21 protein-coding genes are annotated in these 23,106 nt (G+C 47.6%); 1 reads left to right on the forward strand and 20 read right to left on the reverse strand.

Annotated elements, in window-relative coordinates:
- Window position 1: 1 nt before the first annotated feature.
- The 19 genes from FJ444_RS01490 to FJ444_RS01580 all read right to left on the reverse strand — a co-directional run bounded on the left by FJ444_RS01490 (window position 2) and on the right by FJ444_RS01580 (window position 20,693).
- Window positions 2-1,105, reverse strand: a complete 1,104-nt coding sequence (locus FJ444_RS01490) for an acyl-protein synthetase (RefSeq protein WP_181405021.1) — start codon at window positions 1,103-1,105, stop codon at window positions 2-4.
- 64 nt (window positions 1,106-1,169) lie between these two features.
- Window positions 1,170-4,658, reverse strand: coding sequence for a 6-hydroxymethylpterin diphosphokinase MptE-like protein (locus FJ444_RS01495; RefSeq protein ID WP_140956135.1), 3,489 nt, complete (start codon window positions 4,656-4,658; stop codon window positions 1,170-1,172).
- A gap of 26 nt (window positions 4,659-4,684) precedes the next feature.
- Window positions 4,685-6,055, reverse strand: coding sequence for an AMP-binding protein (locus FJ444_RS01500; RefSeq protein ID WP_140956136.1), 1,371 nt, complete (start codon window positions 6,053-6,055; stop codon window positions 4,685-4,687).
- On the reverse strand, window positions 6,052-6,819 hold the full coding sequence (locus FJ444_RS01505; protein ID WP_140956137.1) for an SDR family NAD(P)-dependent oxidoreductase: 768 nt from the start codon (window positions 6,817-6,819) through the stop codon (window positions 6,052-6,054). The genes FJ444_RS01500 and FJ444_RS01505 overlap by 4 nt, the downstream gene beginning before the upstream one ends.
- Window positions 6,800-7,042, reverse strand: coding sequence for an acyl carrier protein (locus tag FJ444_RS01510; RefSeq protein WP_140956138.1), 243 nt, complete (start codon window positions 7,040-7,042; stop codon window positions 6,800-6,802). Before FJ444_RS01510 ends, FJ444_RS01505 begins: the two co-directional genes overlap by 20 nt.
- A 2-nt stretch (window positions 7,043-7,044) precedes the next feature.
- Window positions 7,045-7,635 carry a GNAT family N-acetyltransferase gene (locus FJ444_RS01515; protein ID WP_181405022.1) on the reverse strand — a complete coding sequence of 197 codons (591 nt, stop codon included), beginning with the start codon at window positions 7,633-7,635 and terminating at the stop codon, window positions 7,045-7,047.
- Complete coding sequence (pseG, locus tag FJ444_RS01520) at window positions 7,628-8,662, reverse strand: UDP-2,4-diacetamido-2,4,6-trideoxy-beta-L-altropyranose hydrolase (RefSeq protein ID WP_140956140.1); 1,035 nt, start codon at window positions 8,660-8,662, stop codon at window positions 7,628-7,630. Before pseG ends, FJ444_RS01515 begins: the two co-directional genes overlap by 8 nt.
- Window positions 8,659-9,732 (reverse strand): pseudaminic acid synthase, encoded by a 1,074-nt coding sequence (gene pseI, locus FJ444_RS01525; RefSeq protein WP_140956141.1) that lies wholly within the window; start codon window positions 9,730-9,732, stop codon window positions 8,659-8,661. The genes pseG and pseI overlap by 4 nt, the downstream gene beginning before the upstream one ends.
- Window positions 9,725-10,417: a pseudaminic acid cytidylyltransferase gene (gene pseF, locus FJ444_RS01530; RefSeq protein ID WP_140956142.1), complete on the reverse strand. Its 693-nt coding sequence runs from the start codon at window positions 10,415-10,417 to the stop codon at window positions 9,725-9,727. The genes pseI and pseF overlap by 8 nt, the downstream gene beginning before the upstream one ends.
- A complete protein-coding gene (gene pseC, locus FJ444_RS01535; RefSeq protein WP_140956143.1) occupies window positions 10,414-11,559 on the reverse strand; it encodes a UDP-4-amino-4,6-dideoxy-N-acetyl-beta-L-altrosamine transaminase in 1,146 nt (381 codons plus the stop codon). The genes pseF and pseC overlap by 4 nt, the downstream gene beginning before the upstream one ends.
- Window positions 11,556-12,554: a UDP-N-acetylglucosamine 4,6-dehydratase (inverting) gene (pseB, locus tag FJ444_RS01540; protein WP_140956452.1), complete on the reverse strand. Its 999-nt coding sequence runs from the start codon at window positions 12,552-12,554 to the stop codon at window positions 11,556-11,558. The genes pseC and pseB overlap by 4 nt, the downstream gene beginning before the upstream one ends.
- Window positions 12,555-12,830: 276 nt before the next feature.
- On the reverse strand, window positions 12,831-13,142 hold the full coding sequence (locus FJ444_RS01545) for a hypothetical protein (protein ID WP_140956144.1): 312 nt from the start codon (window positions 13,140-13,142) through the stop codon (window positions 12,831-12,833).
- Window positions 13,139-13,567 carry a flagellar export chaperone FliS gene (fliS, locus tag FJ444_RS01550; protein WP_140956145.1) on the reverse strand — a complete coding sequence of 143 codons (429 nt, stop codon included), beginning with the start codon at window positions 13,565-13,567 and terminating at the stop codon, window positions 13,139-13,141. The genes FJ444_RS01545 and fliS overlap by 4 nt, the downstream gene beginning before the upstream one ends.
- Window positions 13,568-13,588: 21 nt before the next feature.
- Complete coding sequence (gene fliD, locus FJ444_RS01555; RefSeq protein WP_140956146.1) at window positions 13,589-15,040, reverse strand: flagellar filament capping protein FliD; 1,452 nt, start codon at window positions 15,038-15,040, stop codon at window positions 13,589-13,591.
- A gap of 9 nt (window positions 15,041-15,049) precedes the next feature.
- Complete coding sequence (locus FJ444_RS01560) at window positions 15,050-15,499, reverse strand: flagellar protein FlaG (RefSeq protein WP_255438881.1); 450 nt, start codon at window positions 15,497-15,499, stop codon at window positions 15,050-15,052.
- Between the two features lie 98 nt (window positions 15,500-15,597).
- The gene (locus FJ444_RS01565) at window positions 15,598-16,422 is read right to left on the reverse strand and encodes a flagellin (protein ID WP_140956148.1); all 825 of its coding nucleotides are present in this window, start codon (window positions 16,420-16,422) and stop codon (window positions 15,598-15,600) included.
- A gap of 975 nt (window positions 16,423-17,397) precedes the next feature.
- On the reverse strand, window positions 17,398-18,225 hold the full coding sequence (locus FJ444_RS01570; RefSeq protein WP_140956149.1) for a flagellin: 828 nt from the start codon (window positions 18,223-18,225) through the stop codon (window positions 17,398-17,400).
- A 465-nt stretch (window positions 18,226-18,690) separates the two neighbouring features.
- The gene (locus FJ444_RS01575) at window positions 18,691-19,518 is read right to left on the reverse strand and encodes a flagellin (RefSeq protein WP_140956150.1); all 828 of its coding nucleotides are present in this window, start codon (window positions 19,516-19,518) and stop codon (window positions 18,691-18,693) included.
- Window positions 19,519-19,868: 350 nt separating this feature from the next.
- A complete protein-coding gene (locus FJ444_RS01580; RefSeq protein ID WP_140956151.1) occupies window positions 19,869-20,693 on the reverse strand; it encodes a flagellin in 825 nt (274 codons plus the stop codon).
- 254 nt (window positions 20,694-20,947) lie between these two features.
- Here FJ444_RS01580 and FJ444_RS01585 point away from each other — a divergent pair, with 254 nt between their 5' ends.
- The gene (locus FJ444_RS01585) at window positions 20,948-21,892 is read left to right on the forward strand and encodes a hypothetical protein (protein WP_140956152.1); all 945 of its coding nucleotides are present in this window, start codon (window positions 20,948-20,950) and stop codon (window positions 21,890-21,892) included.
- Here the strand turns inward: FJ444_RS01585 and flgL are convergent.
- Complete coding sequence (gene flgL, locus FJ444_RS01590; protein ID WP_140956153.1) at window positions 21,879-23,102, reverse strand: flagellar hook-associated protein FlgL; 1,224 nt, start codon at window positions 23,100-23,102, stop codon at window positions 21,879-21,881. The genes FJ444_RS01585 and flgL overlap by 14 nt on opposite strands.
- Window positions 23,103-23,106: the final 4 nt, after the last annotated feature.

Raw genomic sequence — 23,106 nt, forward strand, 5'->3', positions numbered from 1 at the left:
ACTACGCTCCTGAGCCCATCGAACTGCTGGTATCACTGCAGCCGCGCACTTCCACTTTTGGCAACCGCCCTTGCACCGTAAAATAGGTGCCTGACCGGCCACACATACAATCGTCCACGCCGTGTACGGTCCCGCGGTCCTCTGTTAAAATGCTATAGCCCGGGTAGGAATACGGTAACGTTGACAGTACTTGGATCAGGCCGCATTCACCTGTTTTCACTAATGAAAGATCATAGGGGTTTCTAATTAATACCTCTGCAGTAACCGGAGCATGTAGCATTCCCTGCTCACACTCCATAAAAACCGAGCCAACTTGTTCAGCCATACCATAAAAGTTGGTTACAGCAGATATTCCTGCCACAGCAAGAAGTTGTTGTTTAAACGTCTCATTACTGACCTTCTGCGCTTCCAGTTTTTTCCATCCACCACTGTGAAACAAATGTGCATGAGGTAAATGTACCGTTATACCTGACGTTTTTAGTGCGCTGACGAAATGTTGCCATACCATAAAGGTAAAGCCGAATACCAATACTGGCTGGTCCTGGTAGCGTTGGCAAAACGCAGATATCGCGTCAGAATTGAGGGTCATATCCGGGTTTAGCGCGTAAGTATGGTCGCGGCCAAACATCGCCAACCCCTGAATGCCGGCTGCTCTGGCATTGAGCTTTCCATCTGCGCCTTTGACGTCAGGACTATCAATAATCAGCATGGGTAGTCGCTGTTTGCCTAAAAACTGTTGAAGAATTTTCACCAGTGCTTTGGATTGCATGCGACTGGTCAGGCTGTCGAGGAAGATCCTCGACGGCACCTGCCCACTGGTACCTGACGACATCAAACACTTCACAACGTCGTTATCCGGCACACTTTTAAGCGCAAACAGCTTAAACAAACGCACAGCCATGAACGGCAATTGCTCCAAGGGTGTATTATGGGAAACCGGCTGTCTGAACATATTGTGGTATGGCGTGCAATGCTGACTATGATGCTGATGCAATAGCGCAAACACCGATTGTAATCGGGTCTTCTTTTCAGACTGAGATAAGCCATAAACCGGCTCATCCAATAACGCATTCAGCGCACTCTGATAGTCTTCTGCAATCGTCATAGGAACCGGTTTCCTAACCTTAATCCACAATCATTATTGTAATACGCCAAAACATTCATCTGCCTTAGTCCTTGTGGAAGGTGCGCTTTAAGTTGAAAAACTCTTTTTGCGTTACGGTTTCCCCGAGTAGATGTTCAGCACTCAAGGGCTCCTGTACCCATTCAGCTCGCCCGCCCAGCGCATCCCGAATAGCGGGATGATTGGGGTCCCGTGGAATGGCAAGATAACCGGGATACAATATAAAATTATCCCACGCGGGTAATTGTTCCACCAACTCAGACAACCACGCCAATGATGCGTCACGGTTTCCCGCCACAAAGCTGAAACGCGGGATAAACCACAGCGCATCTTCGCGCATTAAAAAGCACTTTTTCATTTGAATTTCGTACATGCGCTGATTCATGACCGGTTTGAAACCCAGGCAAATATCGGGTGCATCTGCGTCAAAATGCGGCAGTGGGACAACCATACTGTAACTGTGTTTAGCAGAAGCATCCGGCTTCCAGTCCAATGTCGGACCGACCATCGCAAGCAACCAACGACTGTCAGGTGCAAGTTGTTGCTGAACCTGATCAAGTGCTCGCGGCTCATCAGCCCAATAGATGCCCGAAGGAGCAGACAGCAGGGCATTCGAATCCGTCACGGTTTCAAACCAGTTACTATAATCAAACTCAGCGCCCGAACAACGGCCGGAAAACTGTCTTACCAGAGGTATAACAGGCTTAACCGGCAGGGCTCGCAGATATTCCCGTTCGCGCAAACCGCCAAACGATGAGGTAATATCAAAGCCAAACACATTGGCATTGATCTTAGCGGCGATTTGATTAAAACGTTTACTGAAAATTGCTAATGCCTCTTTCACAGCGTCTTCATTATTTTCTGCTGCATCGACTTTTAACAAAAACGCATTGGCGAAGTTAATCGTGCCGTACAGGTAGTAAAACAATAAAGACCGGCCTTTAGCGTAGGATGAAAAAAGTTGATTTTTTAGTCGCTCTACTAACCATGGAATATCCTGTTCACCACTTCGTGTGGATTCGATATGTTCTGCCATTTTGGCTAATTCTCGACGTGTAATAACCGATTGATAACGCTGACTAAAGTCCTCTTTGTAATTCGCTGCCTGGATCGGCGAAAACGCCTTTTCTTCCATACTAGTCATGGCCGCAACCTTCAGCGCAGGTGTAGACAACACCAATACGTTTTCGATAGGCAATGGCTGGGAGTAATTAATACGGGCACCATTGCTGGTGTTGTAACAATCCCCTTTATAATTCCTAAGTAAGTCTTCCAACAGCATTTTGGATACTTTAAATTCGTGCTTTGTACTGACTTTAGGCACAAAATTGCCCGGCACGATTAACCCTGTGTTGTTTTTCTCCTCGTAATCGTACAGCGGATTCCCCTGCTCGTCGTAATATCCCGACGACTTCGAGTGGTGATGCGATTTGTCAATGAATCCCAAATCGATACCAAACAAATAAAGTTGTTTAAATCCGAGTAAGGTAAACAAGTTCAGAGCGAAGTTACTAACCGTAGGAAAGGCAAAACTCAATTGCGCATATTTCGACTGTTCTAACAAATTCAGGTTTGACGAAGTGGATGACTCGCCTTCTTTGAATGCGACCATCGTCGATTTATACAACTCACAGGTATCAGGATGAATGCCGTTGCACGAAAGCAGCGTAATTTGTTTCAGGTATTCTTTATTGCCCAATCGCACGGCCCAATCGTAGGTAGAACGATTCTGCTCAATCTCGGCGTGATAATCGGGCACAATGCCGTGTCGATGCAAAGTCTGTAGTGCCGTACCACAACTCACAACAATCACACTATCGCGATTTTCCTTGATTACTTCTATGGAATAATCCAGAGATGGTCCATTGCCTACAAGAAAAACCGGACATTCTTTTTGGTCAGCAGATATCAACTGCGCGGCATTTTTCAGCAGATGAGGATAACCCCGACTGATCCCCTCCACCGTTTGATTTATACCGTAATATGCGTGGTCAAAGTACTCCCCCATCGCGATAACAACCTGCAACTGTTCACGCAATTGAGAGATAGCCTGGTTTAATTCTGCGTTATAGTAGGCCTGATAAAAATACGTCTGTGCCAGATTATAGGGGCCTATGGCATAAAACTGACTCAATAGGTCGCGAAACAAATTCGCGCCGTCGTCACCAATATTGATATAGATTCGATAGCCAGCATCATCCGTCTTTTTAAGAATACCGGCCCAATCAATAGCATGCAGAGACGCATAAAAAAAATCTCGATTTGGCTCGCACAGAAACAATTTTTCAACCTGGTGATTATCTAACAGAGACTCAAGTTGATAACCCGCTCCCAAACCGAACATAATCAGAGACTTAATAGTATCTGGCAGTGCGCCGTTCTTTTCACTAATCGAGCGCAACAGCGCCTCGCTCTCAAGTACCATTTTATAGTGCAGATAATGACGTAATTTAGTGCCGTTGTAGCCCAATACCAAACCATCCCTGTTGGGGTGCGAGGCATAGGCACTATATGCCACGGCAGATTCTGATTTGGGTGACTCGCCGTACCAAGTGTGCATGCTGGATTTACTGAGAAGATTACATTCCTCCTCAGCGCTTAAAACGGTCTGCCAGTTTGACGGTGAATAATCTTTAAACTGCTGATATATATCTGGGAAATAATGTTCAAACGCAGCAAGATTAAGCTGAAAACGGGCATTTTTTTCCACCGCAGGTGTTAATTTGTCAATGTCTGCTGACTGTAGCCAAAGTGGTTCAAATTCGTCACGCTTAAATACGGCTTGAATGGGCAACCCATGAGTGAGGTTTTCCTGCCAGCCTCGTTCTCTTAGCTTGCGCGATACCATGTTAAACACTGGACTGTTATAGTGTTGATATAAATAGAATTCATCAAAATCAACATGTTCACGCAATTCACTGATGTCGGCCGGGATATCACGGCCATCTTTTTCCAGTTGAATGAACAGTGCAGTGCCTTTTTGCTGAGCCAGTGAAAAAATCTCTTTCCAACTGCTGATCATGCATGAACAGGAAAAATACTGTGCCTCAGGTTCATAAATAATCAGATTTTTGATCTGCGCGGTTTGTAGCAATAATTTAATGTGCTCACCCAGGCCAACTCCCAGCACCACCATTACATCGACACACTGCGGAAGCGGCGGATATGACAGCCATTGCTGAACGCCATCCCACTGCGTCTGGTTATTTTCAGCTGCAGAAGCACTGAGCTGAACACATGGTGCATGTGTCAGAAATTGTTCTACTTGTTGCTGCACCTCGCGCTTGGGATGAAAACCGTATAACACTCGTCCGGTTCCGTAATCAACCACATTTGGCTCACCAAATTTATTACAGAAAATCGCTATATTATGGCTCACGGCATTTCTGACAAAAGACACCAGATTGGGAATATTTCTTTGGAATGCAAGGATGTTTTCTTTCAGGCGCAGCTGTATCTGGCTGGCAAGCTGCGCTTCCAAATCGGCTTGTACGGCTTCGTTGTCTTCAACGTGCAACTTAATATTTTTTAACATGCTTTATAACCAAATCCAGTCGCTAATTATTGCGGGCCTAATACCCTGTTAGCCAATTGTTGATAGTCGGGTTTGCCATTGGATAACAATGGCCACTCGCCTAAGCCAGATACCATTTGATTTCTTGCAGGCAATAATGGGTGTGTTGCCATTTTCTCCTGTAGTGCTCCCAGATGCTTTTGTAGCGCGAAAAACACAACTTTATTGTCTTCACCTACGCATCGAACTTGCATAGCGTCATCACTGTAAAACTGTTCCAATGCATCCAGATTAACCCGCTCGCCTGCTACTTTAATGATGCGCTTGATACGGCCCACTATAAAAAAATCACCCTCTTCGTCCTGCCAGGCCAGATCGCCTGTAGCCAACCAGTCTTCGGGATTTAGCTCAGCCAGTTGTTCTGCGCATTCCACATAACCGAGCATCACATTTTGGCCTTTGTAGTAAAGCTCACCCGCATCGCTATTCTGCATTCTGATCTCGAGCCTGCCACCAGGAATTGCCTGTCCGATTGAATCCGGTTTCTTCAATACCTTCTGTGGTTCAAGGAACGCTATCCTGGCAGTCGCTTCAGTTTGTCCGTACATTACGAAAAACTGTTTATGGTTAGTGTGAGCATATTCTCCGAGGGTGGTTACATCTGTTGATGCCAGTCTCCCCCCAGCCTGCGTAAAATAACGCAACGCGGGTAATTCCATGCGGGTAAAGCGCAGTCTCAGCAACATTTCGTAAAACGACGGCACACCGGCCAGAGAATGGACCGGCAGGGTTTTTACTTTTTCCCAGAATGCCTTATCAAACACGGTATAGCGGGTGAAACCAATACTGGCGCCACGCAATAAATGCGTATGCAATACCGACAACCCGTAAGAGTAGCTCAGCGGCATAGTCGCAAGGGTAATATCGTCCGATTCAATCGGAAGAAATGCCAGAATCGATTCCGCATTTGCCAGCAAATTGCGTTGCGACAGAGCCACACACTTGCCGGCTCCCGTGCTACCTGACGTTGACAACAAAATACTCAGGTTGCAATCGACCGCAATCTCATCACTGTGACGCAGCGTTAGTGCGCCATCACGGATCACAGCATGTGGCCTCAATGCGTCGCAATACCGTTGCAGAATAAGATCATCGCAGGCAGGATTGAGTAACAACACCACCCAATCCAAACTGAGCGCACTCAGATAATCCACCACACCGGCAATGCTGTTGTCGATAGTCAGCACGACCACCGCTCGCGGAGGTAATTGCATAGATAACCATGTTTGTCGACGCTGATTAATCATTTCAGTAAGCGTGCGATAGCTAACCGACTGCTCATCATCAAACAGTGCTGTTTTAGCACTGTGCTGATGTGCCCCGATAAAGGGAATGGCAGTCTGCTGATGCTTGTTCACGGCGTAAACATCCCATCTACCGGCAGAATATGTCCGGTTGTATAGGAAGACTGAGAAGACAACAAATACACTATCGCATCCGCTACTTCTTCAGGTTTTCCCGCACGCTGCATCACGGCTCGTTGCAGTACTTTTTTGCGCGCATCCGCTTCGTAATGGTCGGTGAGCGGTGTTTCAATAAACCCCGGAGCTACCGCGTTTACTCTAATTCCAACCGGGCTCAGTTCTTTGGCGAGTGACTTAGTCGCCCCCGTTAGTGCAGCCTTGCTTGCGGCATAGGCACTCATACCGGCACTGCCTTGCTCCGACACCATGGAAACAACATTCACTATGCTGCCTTTGCGCAATCTACTCATCAGCCGGGCGGCATATTGCATATGCTGATACGGTGCCAAAAAGTTAACGTTTAGCTGGAGTTTCAATTTGTCCATGCTGGTTACCGACAACGGCGATTCCATCATCACACCGGCATTATTCACCAAGCCGTACAAGGGTGGTATGAGGCCGTCTGATACCTTTTTCTGAATATCCCGGAACGCGTCTTTTACCGCCTGCTCGTTAGTAATGTCGTAAACGAGGGGATGTACGCTTTTGCCTGCTATTTTACACAGCGCGACAAGCGCTTCTTCATCGCGCCCGGCAGCCAGTACCGTTGCGCCCTGCGCCACACAACGGGCAACGACTGCCCGTCCTATTCCACCTGTTGCACCAGTGATCAGTACGGTAGAATGATGTAATGCGCCTTTAGGCAAAGTTGATGTCATATTTTTGCAATATCACTTTGGCTTGTTTAACGGAACTCATATCAATGATGTCGTCGGTATCGAGCATCACATCAAAAACATTTTCCAACTCCGCAATGAGGATCATATGTGCGGTTGAGTCCCACTCAGGAATTGTGTTGTATTGCAGTGAGTCGGTGACTGCGTCAGGCTGCACACCCAGCGCAACGGTGAACGCTTGCTGCAATTTCTGCTGATTATCCATAATTACCTCTTAACGTTGGTTGCTTTGCGTTCCCGCGAGAGAAGCTGACGAAGTATCGCGGTCTGCTCTGTATACTGATTATAATTGAGTTCCAGCACACACACATCGCCCTGACTGATAATCTGATACCCCAACTTTTCATTGTATTTCATTGCCTGAGTATTCGACGATTTCACAACGGCGCGAAACTGCTGCACGCGAAAGTGCGCAAAGCAAAAGTCATACATGGCAAGGGATGGCGCAAACGCGATAATATTGTTCTGATAGGTGTGATCGCCAATATATAACCCCGGTTCAAGCACACTGGCTTGCGCGGCGGACTTGCCCATCTCCAGGGATTTTACATTGGTTACCCCAATCAGTCTGTCACGGAACTGTACAATCCAGTGCAATTGTTTGGGATCGTAACTGGCCTTTTTAAACCAAGCGAGCTGCTGCTCTTCTGAAATCAGCGCAGTATCCAGCATTTGTTGGCGAATTTCCGGCTGATTCCGCCATGCGCGCATTTGCATCTGATGCACCTGGGCAATTGGCTGCAGGGACACCTGATAAGCGCTGAATTCCCACTGATTTACGGGTGTTTCACTACGCATGACGTTGCCTGTGTTGCGCAATGGCATCCAGCACGTTAAACGCGCCTTCAGTAAACGCAAATGCCGCTGCGCGTTGATGCATATTATTCAACGCTGCCTGATTAGCCCACAAAATGGCAGCGCGTTCAGCAAGTTCACGCAGTGGTTGCGCCCCGGTAAAATCGAACACCTCACACCAGCCCTGCTCGGCAGCCTGCTGCGTGGCGGAGCGCTGATTCTCAGCAACGCAGAGCAATAGCGAGGGAGTGTGACAAGCCGCCAGTTCAAACTGACTTCCGCCTGCGGCGGCAATGGCTAACCGGGCATTATTCCATACATCCGCCATGTCCTGACAATTTTCAATCAGTTGAATGGCGCTGGGGCTGCTCTTCACAAAATGCTGTAAGGCGAGACGTTGATGCTGACTGACTCCCGGCCCCATTACTACGCGCAATGGTGCGTCAGGTATCGCTTGTGTTATCGCTTCCAAAACGGGAAGTGTTAATTCAAATGGATCGCTGCCGCCCATATTGATGGTAAGGCTCACCCGCTGTGCCAAAGGCAGGGTAAAACCGGTCGTAAATTCGCGTCGCAATAGTCGAAATTCAGGTCCAAGACACAAGGTCGCACCCGGGTTACCCTGCATGTAGTTCGCACGCAGATGTTCCCCTGCGGGATTACAAATCACATCCGCAGCTTGCCACCCTGCTTGCTGAATATCGTCAAACATCACCAAGGGTACAGGCAGATCAGATAACTGCTGAATAAACCTCTCGGTGTAAGCATATCCGTCGATCACAATGGCCACTGGCAATTCGGTACGGCAGTAGTCAATAATACTCTGTGCCAGATGAATTTGATCGTCGCTGGCTTCAAGGATGGTGCCCACCCAATCGTGGCGCGATAAAGCCAGTTCTTTAGCTGTTTTAGTCAGCCAGAATACACTTTCGACATGCTGAGCGTCGGCAACTTGTGCAAGTGCCTGGCAGCGCATGATATGGCCGATGCCGCTTGCGGCAGAGCCGCCTGCGCAAAACAACAACTTCATGGGGCGATATGCTCCCACGACAACGCGGTGCCTTTCGCGATAAACCCCATTGCCTGCTTGCCTTGCACGGTATCCCAGTGTTTCGGCGCCAACCCAAAAGCAGGCCGTACTATTTTCAAATTATCCGGCCCAAACGCTTCTCCAGGTTTGATGTCAGTGCTTGCATAAATGGAACGACGATATTGTTTAGACTTCTCTTCCGCCCGGCTCCCGCCATAACATACCTGCCCCAGTGCCTGCCAGGCGCGTTGTGACTCAACCACCAGCGCACTGAGCTCAGACGGTTCTAAAGAAAACGCCGCATCCACCCCGCCGCCGTTGCGATCCAGTACAAAATGCTTTTCGATTACCGTAGCCCCCAGCGCCACTGAAGCTACCGCGGCACCAATGCCCCCGGTATGGTCACTTAAGCCTACCTGACAACCAAATGCTGAACGCAAATGCGGAATGGTAACTAAATTGGTATTTGCCGCTTCAGCAGGATACGTGCTGGTGCACTTTAACAGAATAATATCCTGGCAACCTGCTGCACGCGCGGTATTTACTGCCAATTCAATTTCACTGAGCGTAGCCATTCCAGTAGACATGATTAACGGCTTACCTTTGCTAGCGGCTTTGCGGATCAACGGGATATCTGTGAGTTCGAACGACGCGATCTTAAAACAAGGTACGTTCAGGCTGTCGAGAAAATCCACAGCATGCTCATCAAATGGCGAACTAAACGCCAGCATGCCTAACGAATTGGCCAGCGAAAATAACTCGGCGTGCCATTCGTAGGGTGTTGCTGCCTTTTGGTACAAACTGTATAAACTGGCGCCGTGCCACAGGCTGTCCTGCTCTTCAATAACAAAGCCCTTTTCCTGTACGTCCAGCGTCATGCTGTCCGCCGTGTAGGTTTGCAGTTTAATAGCGTGAGCACCACATTCAGCTGCTGCTTTAACCATGGCTTTTGCCGTATCCAGTGATTGGCTGTGGTTGCCGCTTAACTCGGCAATAATAAAGGGCGGTTGCTGGCTACCGATAGCTCGGTCGCCAATCATGATGGACGACGGGATCTGCTGTTCAGTCATGGTTTATTTGTTCCTGGTAGGCTTTGTACATCAGCTCAGCGCGTACCCAATCTTCTTCTGTATCAATATCCTGCACCAAATAATGCGGCAATACCACAGGAATACTCTGCGGACTGAACATAGGATGATGAGCAAGCCAGGCGTCTCGGCGCCCCCAATAGAACTGACCAGCATCGTGATACAGTGTTTCCAGATCCTGAGAGCGTTTACCGATTTGCGCCTTGTCTACCGGCGATACCCCTTGCCCATCCATTCTAATTGCGCGCTGAATTGGAAAATCAAAGGTTGTCACGGAAAATGCGTACTGCATATCGGAAGCCAGACTGAGCTTTTGGCATCCTTCAATCAGCGAAGCGGGCGATAAAAATGGCGCAGTAGCATAAATACAACACACCAGTTCAGCGGGTTGCTCGAAAGTGCGGATAGCATGCTGCACAACGGGTGTGGTGCCGGTAAAGTCATCCGCCAGTTCGGCTGGTCGCAGAATAATATCAGACGCACCGCTCGCAAGCGCAATGTCTGCGATGTCGTTGGAATCGGTTGAAACTACTATAGCGTCAAACAGGCCGGTTTGACGTGCAGCACGGATTGAATAACTGATCAGGGGCTTACCCGCAAATGCACGGATATTTTTGCCTTTAATTCGTTTACTGCCTCCGCGGGCAGGAATAACTGCAATCTTCACCTCAGTACCTCTGTTAACTGTCGGATAACCTCCTGTTGGTTATCGGCTGTTAAGGCAGGAAATAAAGGCAGTGTAATGGCATTCTGGTAATAGTGTTCAGCGTGCGGAAACTGGCCGGCTTTAAAGCCAAGACGCTGATAGTAAGGATGCAAATGAATGGGAATATAATGAACATTAACGCCGATACCGCGTTCCCGTAACGCCGTAAATACTTCAGTGCGGTCATGCCCAATAAGTTCTATGGTATACACGTGCCAGGCACTGTTCATATCCAGCACTGGCCGTTTTAACGGCAACGATTGCAAGGCGTCATCGTACACTTTTGCCAATGCTCTTCGCGCCTCAACAAACGCTGCTAACCGGTTCAGTTGAGACCGCCCCAGCGCCGCGTGCAGATCGCTTAAGCGGTAGTTGTAACCCAAGTCAATCTGCGCATAGAACCAGGGTTCATTGCGATGGGCAGCGTCAAACACCTGAGGATCGCGGGTAATACCATGGCAAGCAAAACGCCTTGCCGCATTCGCCAGATCTTCATCGTTAGTCATTACCGCGCCACCTTCTGCACTGGTAATCGATTTTACCGGATGAAAACTCAACACTGTCATAGCGGAATATTTACACGCACCCACTTTATTGCCGATAGCATCACAAGCCCCAAGCGCATGAGCGGCATCTTCGATTAACACTATCCCGAAGGGTTCAGTTACTGCTGCAATCGCCGCCATATCACAGCTACTTCCAGCAAAATGCACCACAATCAATACTTTGGGAATACGTTGCTGAGCAACGGCCAGGTGCAACTTGTCAATCAGCGCATTAACACAGATGTTCCGGGTAACCGGGTCGATATCGACGAAATCGATTTCTGCGCCACAGTAACGGGCGCAATTTGCCGATGCAGCAAACGAGTTAGGTACCGTCCACACTACATCGGATGCCGTTACACCGGCAGCCAAACAGGCAATGTGCAACCCTGACGTAGCGCTATTGCACGCCACGGCATATGTCGCACCAGTAGTTTCGCACAACGCATTCTCAAACAGGGGAACCTGTTCTCCCTGAGTCAAAAAGCCGTTTTCCAGAACCTGGGTTACCGCTTCAATATCATCGTCGAATATGCTGTGCTTGCCATAGGGGATCATAAGGTACTCTTATCCAGCGCCTGTAATTCTTCCACCGATAAAAAGTGCGGGTTGGTGCCCGAGTGATACTCAAATTTGTCGGTTACCGGCTTACCCTTTTCTTGCAACTTATTCACTTTGTAATTCACGTTTTTATCGAAAAAGATAATGGCAGGCGCAATCACATAGTGATCGTCAAATTCAATGGTATGGTGTGCCATTTCTTCTGGCACCATCACTTCGTGCAGTTTTTCGCCCGGACGAATACCTACTACCTTGTAGTCGGGTTTACCACTCATGGCTGTCACCAGATCGGTGATCCGGATAGAAGGAATTTTGGGAACAAAAATTTCACCGCCTTGCATGCGCGAGAAATTCTTCACCACAAATTCCACCCCCTCGTCCAGGGTGATCCAAAAACGGGTCATTTCAGGGTGCGTAACAGGTAATTCGTCACAGCCATCGCGCAACAGTTTTCTGAAGAAAGGCACTACCGAGCCTCTGGAGCCTACCACATTGCCATAGCGAACTACTGAGAAGCGCGGCCCTGTGGCGCCAGAGATATTATTAGCTGCAACAAACAGTTTATCGGAAGCCAGTTTAGTGGCTCCGTACAGGTTTACCGGGTTGGCAGCCTTGTCGGTAGACAGGGCGATAACGCGGGACACGTCGTTTGCAATTGACGCATCAATCACATTCTGTGCGCCATTGATATTCGTTTTAATACACTCATTTGGGTTGTATTCGGCGGCCGGTACTTGTTTAAGCGCTGCGGCATGTACCACATAATCAACGCCCTTCATGGCAATTTTAAGGCGCTCATTGTCGCGCACGTCACCAATAAAGTACCGCATACATGGCGCATTGAACTGCTGCTGCATTTCAAACTGTTTGAGTTCGTCGCGGGAGTAAATGATGACTCGCTTTGGTTTGGCTTCAGCCAGCAAATAACTGACAAAACGTTTGCCAAATGAGCCAGTTCCACCCGTGATCAGTATGGTACGATTATCAAACACATTCATGTCTTCACCGTTCTTATTTATTGTCAATGCACTGGCAGAATAAGCGCCCCGCATCGATGCGAAGGGTGTCAGTACCCCTGACACAGCGTCAATAAGTTGTCGCCCTCTTCACAATTACACACCTGAAATTGCATGCCATGGTCTCGCGTTGTAATCACTTAAACGAAAACGTATGGAATACAAATGCTTAAGTAGCCATTTCCAAAGCAAATATAGTCAGTATGCAGTTAAAAAGCTATTTAATGTCGTTAAATCCCGGCTAAATGCCGCTTATTTATACTTTTTGATCGCTGTTTGACTGCGAATAAACTGGCTAACATCGTCCTTAGCTGACTTTAGCAAGGTTTGCGCCATATTCTTCAGATTGTCGTTAACAACCATTTCCTGTTGGGCAAATTGTTTCGCTGTCGCGTTGTCGAGCTGGCCAAGAATTGAATGGATAAGCTGATCGCGCTCATTGATGAGAGTATTGAACTGTTGGTACTTGTCGGGAGAATCAGCGAGCAGACACTCGCTGATTTGCTGATTTAACGCTCGTAAGTTATCCGGCGTTAATGCATGATTTAATTGGTCGATATTCACACAGCTTCACGTTTTTGACGCTGCGCTTCGAAAGCTTCCTGTTTGGCTTCTTCAGGAATTTGAACCCAGGCGTCGCGAATAGGAGTAAGCAGGTTAGTCACTTCATCCAGCAACTGCAAGCTATTCTTTACATGCGCTTCATTGAGTCGGTCTAACATGTAATCGTAGAGGGCATACAGGTTTTCAGCTGTCTCGCCACCCAATTTTAAATCCAGCGTATCGCGTAAATTCATGATAATGGCAGACACCCGCGAAATCAGCTGTGATTTTTGTTCAAACTCACGTCGCTCCATTGCGCCTTTGGCATAGGCAATCCTGTCTAACGCGCCCTGCATTAACATCAGGGTTAATTTGTGAGGATCCGCGGTTGCAATATCTTGTTTGAGGTTGCCTTTCCGATAAGCATTAATGCCGGTAAGTGCCATGTTAACTCCTAAAAATTCGCATTAACCCAGTGCCGCTAACAACGCTGAACCGGTTTGGTTTAGCTTGGCTACGGTTTGGTCCAGGTTGAGATATTTGTCACGTAAAATTTGTTCGTAATTTGACATGCGTAGTTCAAAGCGTTCTCTATCATCATTAAGCTGATCGCGGTCATCTTTCGCTGAACGCTCGCGCAAACTAATCAATCCGCTGAAAGACGTGTATTCTTTGGTGATCTCATATAAACGCGTGGCAATACCCTGGTTTTCGTCGGTAAACAGTTTTGCAATTTCATCAAAATTATCATCAATCGCATCACTTAAACGCTCTTCACCGGAACCCAAACCAAAGTCCAGACTACCGATTTCGAGCTTGCCATCTGACGTCAGTTCAATGCCCAGTGCAAACAAGCTGCCCAGCGACGAGGAATCCACTCTCGAACCAACCACACCTGCCAGCGCCCCACTGATACCTCTGAGCAGTGAATCACCTGCTAACGCGCCATCTTCTTCCAGCTCAGATTCACCGTAACGGGTCAGGGATTTGATATCCGTAATAATTTTGTTGTAATTATCAACAAAATCACGGATTTTTTTATCGAGACCTTCTTTGTCGTAACCAATTTCCAGCGTTGACGTTAAACGCGTAATGCCGTCAACATCAAACGGGGATTCCTTAGTAGCCTCAAACGATACGTTTTGAATGGTATTTTCAAAATTGTTGGTGTCACTTTCTACCGCAATACCATCAATAGTAGCCTTCGCATTAGACGCCGACTTAATAGCAGTCAGATAGGTGGCCGTTTCTGCAGAATCGGTAGTCGTTAATTTATCGAGCTCCGCGCGGTTGCCATCATTAACGATTTTTAAATCATTGCCCGCACCGGTTACGGTAGACGAGAACACCAGTTTAGCGCCACCAGCGGCAGTACCCGTATCAATGATGTTGGCATTAACACCGAAGTTATCACTGTGATTATTAATTTCTTCGCGCAATTCCGCTAACGACATATTCTGCCTAACAGTAATAGTGAAGCTGTCGCCAGTGCTATCTATTTTGAACGTCATGGTGGCATCGCCAGCCGCGTCCGTTAACACTTTGTCAGTGCTGGCGGCAAAATCCGCATCGGCTGTTTCGAAGCGACTGCCAGAGGCCAGTTGTGATACTGCAATTTCATAGGAACCGCGTAATGCGGAGTTTGCTGCTTCCGCTGTAAAGATCTCGGAATCTTCATTGGGATGGGTAATAGTAGGCTCGCGGCCGTTGATATCGGAATCACGGCGCATTTCATCAAGCGTATCTTTGAAATCAGACAATTTAGACTTTATTTGCCCCAAAGCGGAAATTTCAGCTTCGATCTTTTCTTCTTTGGCGTTCAGTCGCTCTTCTTTTGGCGCACGCTCTGCATCGAGCAATTGCGACACCAGGTCGTCAAGCGCAAGCCCAGAACCAACACCTAACGATTGAATTGTCATAATTCACCTCTACACTTTATTGTTTAAAAGCACCCCCACACTACTTCCGATGTCTTGTTGGAGATCTTTTATACGTTCCGCAAGCCTCAACACCTCATCTGATGGAATTTGTCTGATGACATCACCTGATGAAGAATCTTTTACCGTTACCACAGACCGCTTGGTATCGTCGTCAATGGAAAACGCCAGATTGCGGTTTTGTACCTGCAAAAATGACTGTATTTCCTGAACCGCGACATCCAGATCCTGGCTACGCCCCTCTCTCTGAAAGTTATCGGCAGAATCAGAATTAGCTTGAATATCTTCTGCTGAAGGCGTGCTATTTTTTTCCAGGTTTCGCTGGTTTAGATTTTCCTCAATACGCGTCTGGCTTAACGATCGCTCGTTTTTGACCTCGTTTGCGCTATTGCTATTAATACCAGCAAAATTCTGGCCAATTTGTGACGTTGAAATTTCCACAATTAACCCCCTGATTACAAACGCCAAAACGGGCCTGCTTATAGCAGATGCCCGTTTACCATCTTAACTCTTATACCGGAATGTTCCGGTTAGCTAACTTAGCCCAGCAGCGACAACGCTGTTTGTGGGCGCTGGTTAGCCTGGCTCAGTACAGAAACAGACGCCTGCTGAATAATCTGATTTCGTGTTAATTCGGCAGTTTCTGCGGCAAAGTCAGTATCACGAATACGTGAACGTGCGCCTGACAGGTTCTCAGAAATGCTGCTTAAGTTACGAATAGTCGATTGGAAGCGGTTTTGCAAGGCACCTAGTGATGCACGCTGCGCACCAATTGCAGAAATCGCTGTATCAACCGCCGTTAATGCTGCAGAAGCACCAGTCACAGACGATACTGAAACAGTACCCACACCCAAACCAGAGGCTCCGAATCCACCTGAACGTGACAGGTTTACAGAGATAGTCTGTCCACCGTTTGCACCAACCAGGAATTTTGCGGAGAAGCCACCAGTCAGAATATCAACCCCAGCAAACTGTGTGTCTGTAGAAATACGAGACAATTCGCTTACCAACGCTGTTACTTCCTGTTGCAGTGCCACACGGTCAGCAGAGCTGTTGATACCATTTTGTGACTGAACTGCCAGTTGGCGAATACGCTGCAAGCTGGTTGTAACCTCAGACAATGCGCCTTCCGCAGTTTGCGTCAGTGAAATAGCATCGTTAGCATTACTTACAGCCTGATTTAAACCCTGAACCTGTGTGGTCAGACGGTCAGAAATTTGCAGACCCGCAGCGTCATCTGCTGCACTGTTAATACGGAAACCTGACGACAAGCGCTCAAATGATGTACTTAGCTTGTTACTGACATCAAATAACTGACGCTGTGCATTCAGGGCCGAGACGTTTGTATTTACATATAAAGACATTATCTAACCTCCTGGGGTCACAGCTGGTCGAATATAGTGAATTCTGCTAAGCTGTAACCTTACGTACCTAATTCAGCGGACTGATATCCAGCTAAACCACCTCATATTTGTAGCGCCCTCCGGCAACTACGCAATTCACAGAATGAATTACCCCTCAACTATAGGTATCGGCCATTCCTTGAGTTTCTTTAGCTTTTTTTCTTTCTTTTTTAAAATATTTTTTAAGCCATTGTTTTAAATGAATTTTAATTTAAAATATTTTGCTAAAGTTATCGAACTTAAGTGAAATACAGGCCTTTTCTCAGCTTGGTTTGAGATATTTTTCAAAAAATTTATGGGCAATATGGGCAGGTTACGCCGTAAGGTTACGCCACTTAACCAGACCAATAGCAATGCAGAATCATGACAATCGAAACGGCATTACAGTGGCAGTAAAGTCCGTTAGCGGCAACTCATCGCCCCAACGCATTGCCATGCGGCAAGGATTGTTTATGCTTTTGTTCGGATTTGGCCATAGCAAACATCTATGGAATGAAAACCCATGCGGGGATTCCCATCCTTGTGCGAGCCTTACCGAACTACTGCACAATACAAAGAGACGCTGCATCGCAGGTAATCCCTGAGACAGGAAGCATTATGAAGGGAAAAAATAAAGAATTTACGGTGTGTCAAAAAAACGTTGGCACAGGATTTGTATGGTATTACCTTGTAAGTTGACTGGTGTTTACTCGGCAATAAAAATAAAAAAGGCCGGGTCTAAAAGGCGACCCGGCCAACTTGCTCACGTTAGGAGTTTTGAGCAAATTCGGTTTCTGCTGGCTGGCAGGATTAGTAGTAGTATACTGGCCTCTCAACCTAAAATTCTACACTCTCAGTTCTGTTAGTCGGCGTTTTATTCCTTTTATTGGTGGCCTTTCGGCCGCCATCCTTGGCTGGGGTTGGCCTCTCAGTTCCACCCTCTCTTTGTATTCAAGTTTAGCCTAATAACGACAATGCTGCCTGTGGTCGCTGATTGGCCTGGGCAAGCACTGTTGTACTTGCTTGCTGGATTATCTGCCAGCGGGTAAGTTGTGCCGTCTCGGTGGCAAAATCTGTATCTTTAATGCGCGATCTTGCCGCTGACACATTTTCCGAGATACTGCTTAAGTTCCGAATCGTTGATTGAAAGCGGTTCTGGATTGCACCTAAGTCTGCCCGTTTGGCGTCGATAATCGAAATCGCTGAATCTATCGTAGTCAGTGCGCCAGATGCGCCCGCTGCTGTTGCTACGGTTAGATTATTCCCGCTCGTCAGGCCTGAGAAACCAAAGCCGCCGCTGCGCGAAATATTCACACTGATAGTCTGACCGGCATTTGCTCCCACCAGGAAAGCAGCTGAATAGGCCCCTGACAATATATCGACACCACCAAACTGCGTTGTTGCGGCAACACGTGAAATTTCCGTTTTCAGTGCTGATACTTCTTTTTGCAGTGCCAGTCTGTCTGATGAAGAGTTAATACCGTTCTGGGACTGGATAGCCAGCACCCGTATGCGTTGTAAGGCCGTTGTTATTTCTGACATTGCGCCTTCGGCTGTCTGTGCCAGAGAAATCCCGTCATTTGCGTTACGCACCGCCTGGTCAAGACCCATAACCTGGCTGGTCATCCGGTCAGAGATTTGTAACCCTGCTGCATCGTCTGCCGCGGAGTTGATGCGAAAGCCTGAAGATAAGCGTTGGAACGCAGTATCCAGACCATTTGATGAGGTGAACAATTGTCGACGAGCATTTAGCGACGACACATTCGTGTTAACGTATAGACTCATGGATTTCTCCTAACAGTTAAAGTAATCGCGTTGTATTTATTGTTGTTATCAACGCAGTTTTAAAATTCACTTCAACGTGTTGGCACAGCCTATGCATTATCTTTTGCGTCAGTGATAAAAAACTGACGCTTTGCTTGGCGAATGCCTGGTTAAGCAGCGCTAAACTGAGCAAAAGCTCTTGCTGGCGGCAGGTATGATGTTCAGACCTCATACCTCTCACTACCTCCTGGCTTCATTCCTGTCAGTCAGCAGCTTTAGCACAGCACAAAACCCCAGGGTTTTATTTAGCTTGCTTAAACACGTTGTCTTGCAAAAAACACTCTACTCATCGGTCGATTGCAGTCTGCCCCCACATATTGCAACTCGACCGTTTTTCTTAGTTTCTACTCATCGTTATTTGATTATGGACTGCAGTCTGCCCCCGCATTTTTACAGTCCTGAGCATCATCATGCGTTCACTCGATGCTATTGCAGTAACTGCAATGCTGCTTGTGGACGCTGATTAGCCTGGCTAAGTACCGTAGTACTGGCCTGCTGGATAATCTGCCAGCGTGTTAACTCTGCCGTTTCAGTGGCAAAGTCTGTATCCCGGATCCGTGACCGTGCGGCCGACGCATTCTCGGAGATATTGCTTAAGTTTCTGATAGTTGACTGGAAACGGTTTTGTACCGCACCTAAGTCTGCCCGCTTGGCATCGATAGCCGAGATAGCCGCATCGATCACCGGAAGCGTTGCTGAAGCCTGTCCGGCTGTCAGTACACTGGCGTTATACCCGTTGGTAAGGCCAGAGAAACCGTAACCGCCCGGACGAGACAAGTTAAAACTGATAAACTGACCTGCTTGTGCACCCACCAGGAATGCGGTAGAGAAGGCCCCTGTCAAAATATCGCCACCGGCAAACTGTGAGGTTGCAGCGATACGGCTGATCTCCAGTTTTAGGGCTGATACTTCTTTTTGCAGTGCCAGTCTGTCTGCAGACGTGTTGATACCGTTTTGTGCCTGAATAGCCAGCACACGGATGCGTTGCAGCGCAGTGGTGATTTCTTGCATGGCGCCTTCAGCAACCTGAGCAAGAGAGATGCCGTCATTGGCATTTCGAACAGCCTGATCAAGACCCATAATTTGAGACGTGATCCGATCTGAGATTTGCAATCCAGCCGCGTCATCTTTGGCGCTGTTAATCCGGAAACCGGAAGACAGGCGCTCAAAAGCGGTACTCAAATGCAAATTAGAGGTAAATAGTTGCCGCTGAGCATTCAGCGACGACACATTCGTGCTAACGTATAAGCTCATTTTGTAATCTCCTAACGATTTTGTATTACCCAGGTTTTTATTGTTTTTGTTAACCTGGTTTGGCCGATCATGTTGTTGTTATTGGGGCGATCAGCCTGGCACTTTTGCGTATTTATTATTTTTGTTCGCAGTGCCTTTGTAATAGTTATCGTACGGGCAGGAGAAATCCTTTAGCCTTTTTTTACTAAATTTTTTTAAGCTTATTTTTCAGTTAGTTAGAAGCAGCAAGGCGCCGGACTTTCGTCCGGCTTTTTGCTCTTTTTTTAAAGAGTGAGCCTACTCTCTGCTGTCAGGTGGATACCTGGTTCACTACCTCCTGGCCCCATTCCCTGACTTAGGAATCACGTGGATTAACCTAATAACTGCAACGCTGTTTGTGGACGCTGATTTGCCTGCGACAATACAGTAGTACTTGCCTGCTGGATAATCTGGTTACGCGTCAGTGATGCAGTCTCTGTTGCGAAGTCTGTATCTTTGATACGAGAACGTGCGCCAGATACGTTTTCTGCGATGTTGCTGAGGTTACGAATAGTAGATTGGAAGCGGTTTTGCAGAGCACCCAATTGAGCACGTTGCGCACCGACTGCGGAAATTGCAGTGTCGACTGCAGTAAGCGCTGCTGATGCTGTGGCAAAAGAGGACACTGACACTGAACCAACGCCCAGGCCTGATGCACCAAAACCACCGGTACGAGACAGGTTTACAGAGATGGTCTGACCGCCGTTGGCACCTACCAGGAACTTAGCGGAGAAGCCACCGGTCAGAATATCTAAACCACCGAACTGCGAATCAGTAGAAATTCGGGACAACTCACTGATCAGTGCGTTTACTTCCTGCTGAAGCGCCACGCGGTCTGAAGACGAGTTAATACCGTTTTGCGACTGCACAGCTAACTGACGAATACGCTGTAAAGCGGTAGTCGTTTCGTTAAGTGCACCTTCAGCGGTTTGCGTTAATGAAATAGCGTCGTTGGCGTTACGCACGGCTTGGTTCAGACCTTGGATCTGAGAAGTCATACGATCGGTAATTTGCAGACCCGCCGCATCGTCAGATGCACGGTTAATGCGGAATCCTGATGACAGACGCTCAAATGAAGTGCTTAATGAGTTAGACACATCGAACAACTGGCGTTGCGCGTTTAATGCGGACACATTGGTATTGACGTACAAAGACATAAGTCTCTCCTACACTCTCAATCCAGCTGGAGCTGGCTGCCGGGATCTCCGGCGTTACATTGTATTAGTAGTCATCAAAACCTGAGGGGTAATTGATGAACTGGCTCTCTCAAATCCTATATCGACATTCTTGAAATTCCCTTTAATAAAATTTTCAAAAAATCTTTAGCGACGGATCGGAAACGCTATACTGAGAGCTCAACAGCTTTGCCGTTGGCACAATTCAAGTGGCATCCATGTTTCAAGAGATAAAATTGAAAATTCAATTAGATAACATAAAGCGAGTGTGTACCGGGCAACGTCATAATGCCTTTGGTGATGCCGTGATCTTTCAGGATCAGTTATTCATCAGCTATCGCAGTGGTACTCATCACATGAGCGACGACGGAAAAATCATCGTTGTGCAGTGCAACCTCAACGGCCAGAGTGTGTCTTATCATCCGCTGGTACTGCCGGGTTATGATTTACGGGATCCGCATTTCACTCTCACCCAGAGCGGCAAACTCATGTTGATTGCTCACACACGCTCTTCCCCGGCACATCCAGTACCCGAAACCGTGAGTTGGTTTTCAACCGGGAATAACACCTGGTCAGGTATACACTTCCCTGGCCCCAGGGTATGGTGGTTGTGGCGGGCAAAAGAACATAATGGCATGTGCTGGGGGCTGGGTTATCTGCGCCAGGCCAACCAACTCAATTTGTATGCGGGTCAGTTACGCGGGCGAATGGAGTTAAAGCGTGAAGCCATCCTGTCGAAAAAGAAACACGGACTGGGGTATCCCAACGAAAGCGATTTGGTCTTTACGTCTGATGATCGTCTGATCGCGATTGTACGACGTGATGCCGATACCTATACCGCTCAATTAGGCATAAGCAAGCCGCCCTACACTCAGTTTAAGTGGCAGGATCTGAAAATGTACATTGGAGGGCCTGCTATGTTGTTACTGAATGATGATTCAGCATTGGTTGCTGGCAGACACTGGGATGGCAAAAATTTGCACACCCGGCTTTGGCAACTCAATATCACTACGGCAAAATTAACCACCCTGGCGGTGTTACCCAGTGCAGGTGACAATGGTTATCCGGGACTGGCAATTCACAACGACAGGTTATTGATGACGTATTATTCGTCTCACATCGATAACCAAAGCCGAATGTATCTGGCCACATTCAGCGTTGACCAGACTAGAGATAGTTAAATAAACTCAGGTTGGAAATTTTTGGAAAAGTAGACAGCGCGGCAGTTAATGCCGCTTCCTGTTTCGCGAACTCTGCAGAGGCTTCGGCATAATCCACATCCTGAATAGCTGAACGCGCTTCTTTGGTTGCCACTTCCAAATCCAGATTGGTCTCGTAAACGGATTCAGCAACATTTAAGCGCGCACCAATCGACGACACCTCAAATCCGATTTTTTCAAGTGCATTATCAATGCCCACTAAGGCATCACTCAAGCCTTCTCTGAAGTCTGAATCACTGACATTCTCATTACTTAACACGGCTTGTAGTTCATGCAGTGTTTGCGCAATGTTTTTCTTTTCAGGTGCGTCCAGCTGGAAATTAAGGGTAGAACCAGTATTACCAGTTAATGTGAAATCGATACCCGCAAATGTGAAAGGTTCGCCACTGGTATAGCCTTTGGTGGCCACAACCGCACCGGTACCGGTATTGGTGATTTGCACCTGGGTGGGCGAAATCACACTGACCTGGTAATTATTATTTGCTGCGGTTACCGGATCGTAATTATTACGGTAAAACTTATCGAAATCTCCCTGACCTGCCACCAGCGCATAATCCACGGTAATCCCTGAAGATCCGGTAATAGTGAAATTGCGGCGGGCTGCCACATCTTCAAATACTGATTGCCCCGATGTGCTGCTGCGGATCGTAACACTGCCAGATAACTGAACTTCATTGGTTCCACTGTCGCCCTGGAATGTGTACGCATTCCCCGATGCGCCCGGATTGAATACGAATGGCTGAGTTTCCGACTGATAACCGGCAAAGTAATAATCGCCATCGGCATTTTGCGAGTTCATTAAATCAAACACTTCGTCTTTGATTTGCGCGATTTCCGATGCCAGCGCTTTGCGGTCGGCATCCGATAACAACCCGTCACCGGCTTGTAATGCCAACACCCGAGCGCGATTCATGGTGTCGGTCATGTTGCGCAAAATCGATTCCTGCTGTGACAAAGAGCCCGTCACCAAATCGTTATTGCGCTGAAACTGCTTCAGGCTGTCGAGCTCTTCTGTCATACGGATGACTTTTGCCGAGCCCACCGGATCATCTGATGGCTTGTTAATGCGCTTGCCCGACGACAAGGCAAGCTGTGTATCCGCCAACCCGGCCTGATTATCCATAATGGCGCGGATATTCTGATCGTAAAGCTGATTGGTTGTAATTCGCATAGAC

Origin of the sequence: Aestuariibacter sp. GS-14, assembly GCF_006494365.1 — a bacterium.
GTDB classification, from domain to species: domain Bacteria; phylum Pseudomonadota; class Gammaproteobacteria; order Enterobacterales; family Alteromonadaceae; genus Alteromonas; species Alteromonas mangrovi.

Bases quoted from the DNA above. Each gene is read 5' to 3' on its own strand.
- FJ444_RS01490 (WP_181405021.1), bottom strand. From the start codon at position 1,105: ATGACGATTGCAGAAGACTATCAGAGTGCGCTGAATGCGTTATTGGAT.
- FJ444_RS01495 (WP_140956135.1), bottom strand. From the start codon at position 4,658: ATGTTAAAAAATATTAAGTTGCACGTTGAAGACAACGAAGCCGTACAA.
- FJ444_RS01505 (WP_140956137.1), bottom strand. From the start codon at position 6,819: ATGACATCAACTTTGCCTAAAGGCGCATTACATCATTCTACCGTACTG.
- FJ444_RS01510 (WP_140956138.1), bottom strand. From the start codon at position 7,042: ATGGATAATCAGCAGAAATTGCAGCAAGCGTTCACCGTTGCGCTGGGT.
- FJ444_RS01515 (WP_181405022.1), bottom strand. From the start codon at position 7,635: ATGCGTAGTGAAACACCCGTAAATCAGTGGGAATTCAGCGCTTATCAG.
- pseG (WP_140956140.1), bottom strand. From the start codon at position 8,662: ATGAAGTTGTTGTTTTGCGCAGGCGGCTCTGCCGCAAGCGGCATCGGC.
- pseI (WP_140956141.1), bottom strand. From the start codon at position 9,732: ATGACTGAACAGCAGATCCCGTCGTCCATCATGATTGGCGACCGAGCT.
- pseC (WP_140956143.1), bottom strand. From the start codon at position 11,559: ATGATCCCCTATGGCAAGCACAGCATATTCGACGATGATATTGAAGCG.
- fliS (WP_140956145.1), bottom strand. From the start codon at position 13,567: ATGGCACTTACCGGCATTAATGCTTATCGGAAAGGCAACCTCAAACAA.
- fliD (WP_140956146.1), bottom strand. From the start codon at position 15,040: ATGACAATTCAATCGTTAGGTGTTGGTTCTGGGCTTGCGCTTGACGAC.
- FJ444_RS01565 (WP_140956148.1), bottom strand. From the start codon at position 16,422: ATGTCTTTATATGTAAATACAAACGTCTCGGCCCTGAATGCACAGCGT.
- FJ444_RS01570 (WP_140956149.1), bottom strand. From the start codon at position 18,225: ATGAGTCTATACGTTAACACGAATGTGTCGTCGCTAAATGCTCGTCGA.
- FJ444_RS01575 (WP_140956150.1), bottom strand. From the start codon at position 19,518: ATGAGCTTATACGTTAGCACGAATGTGTCGTCGCTGAATGCTCAGCGG.
- FJ444_RS01580 (WP_140956151.1), bottom strand. From the start codon at position 20,693: ATGTCTTTGTACGTCAATACCAATGTGTCCGCATTAAACGCGCAACGC.
- flgL (WP_140956153.1), bottom strand. From the start codon at position 23,102: ATGCGAATTACAACCAATCAGCTTTACGATCAGAATATCCGCGCCATT.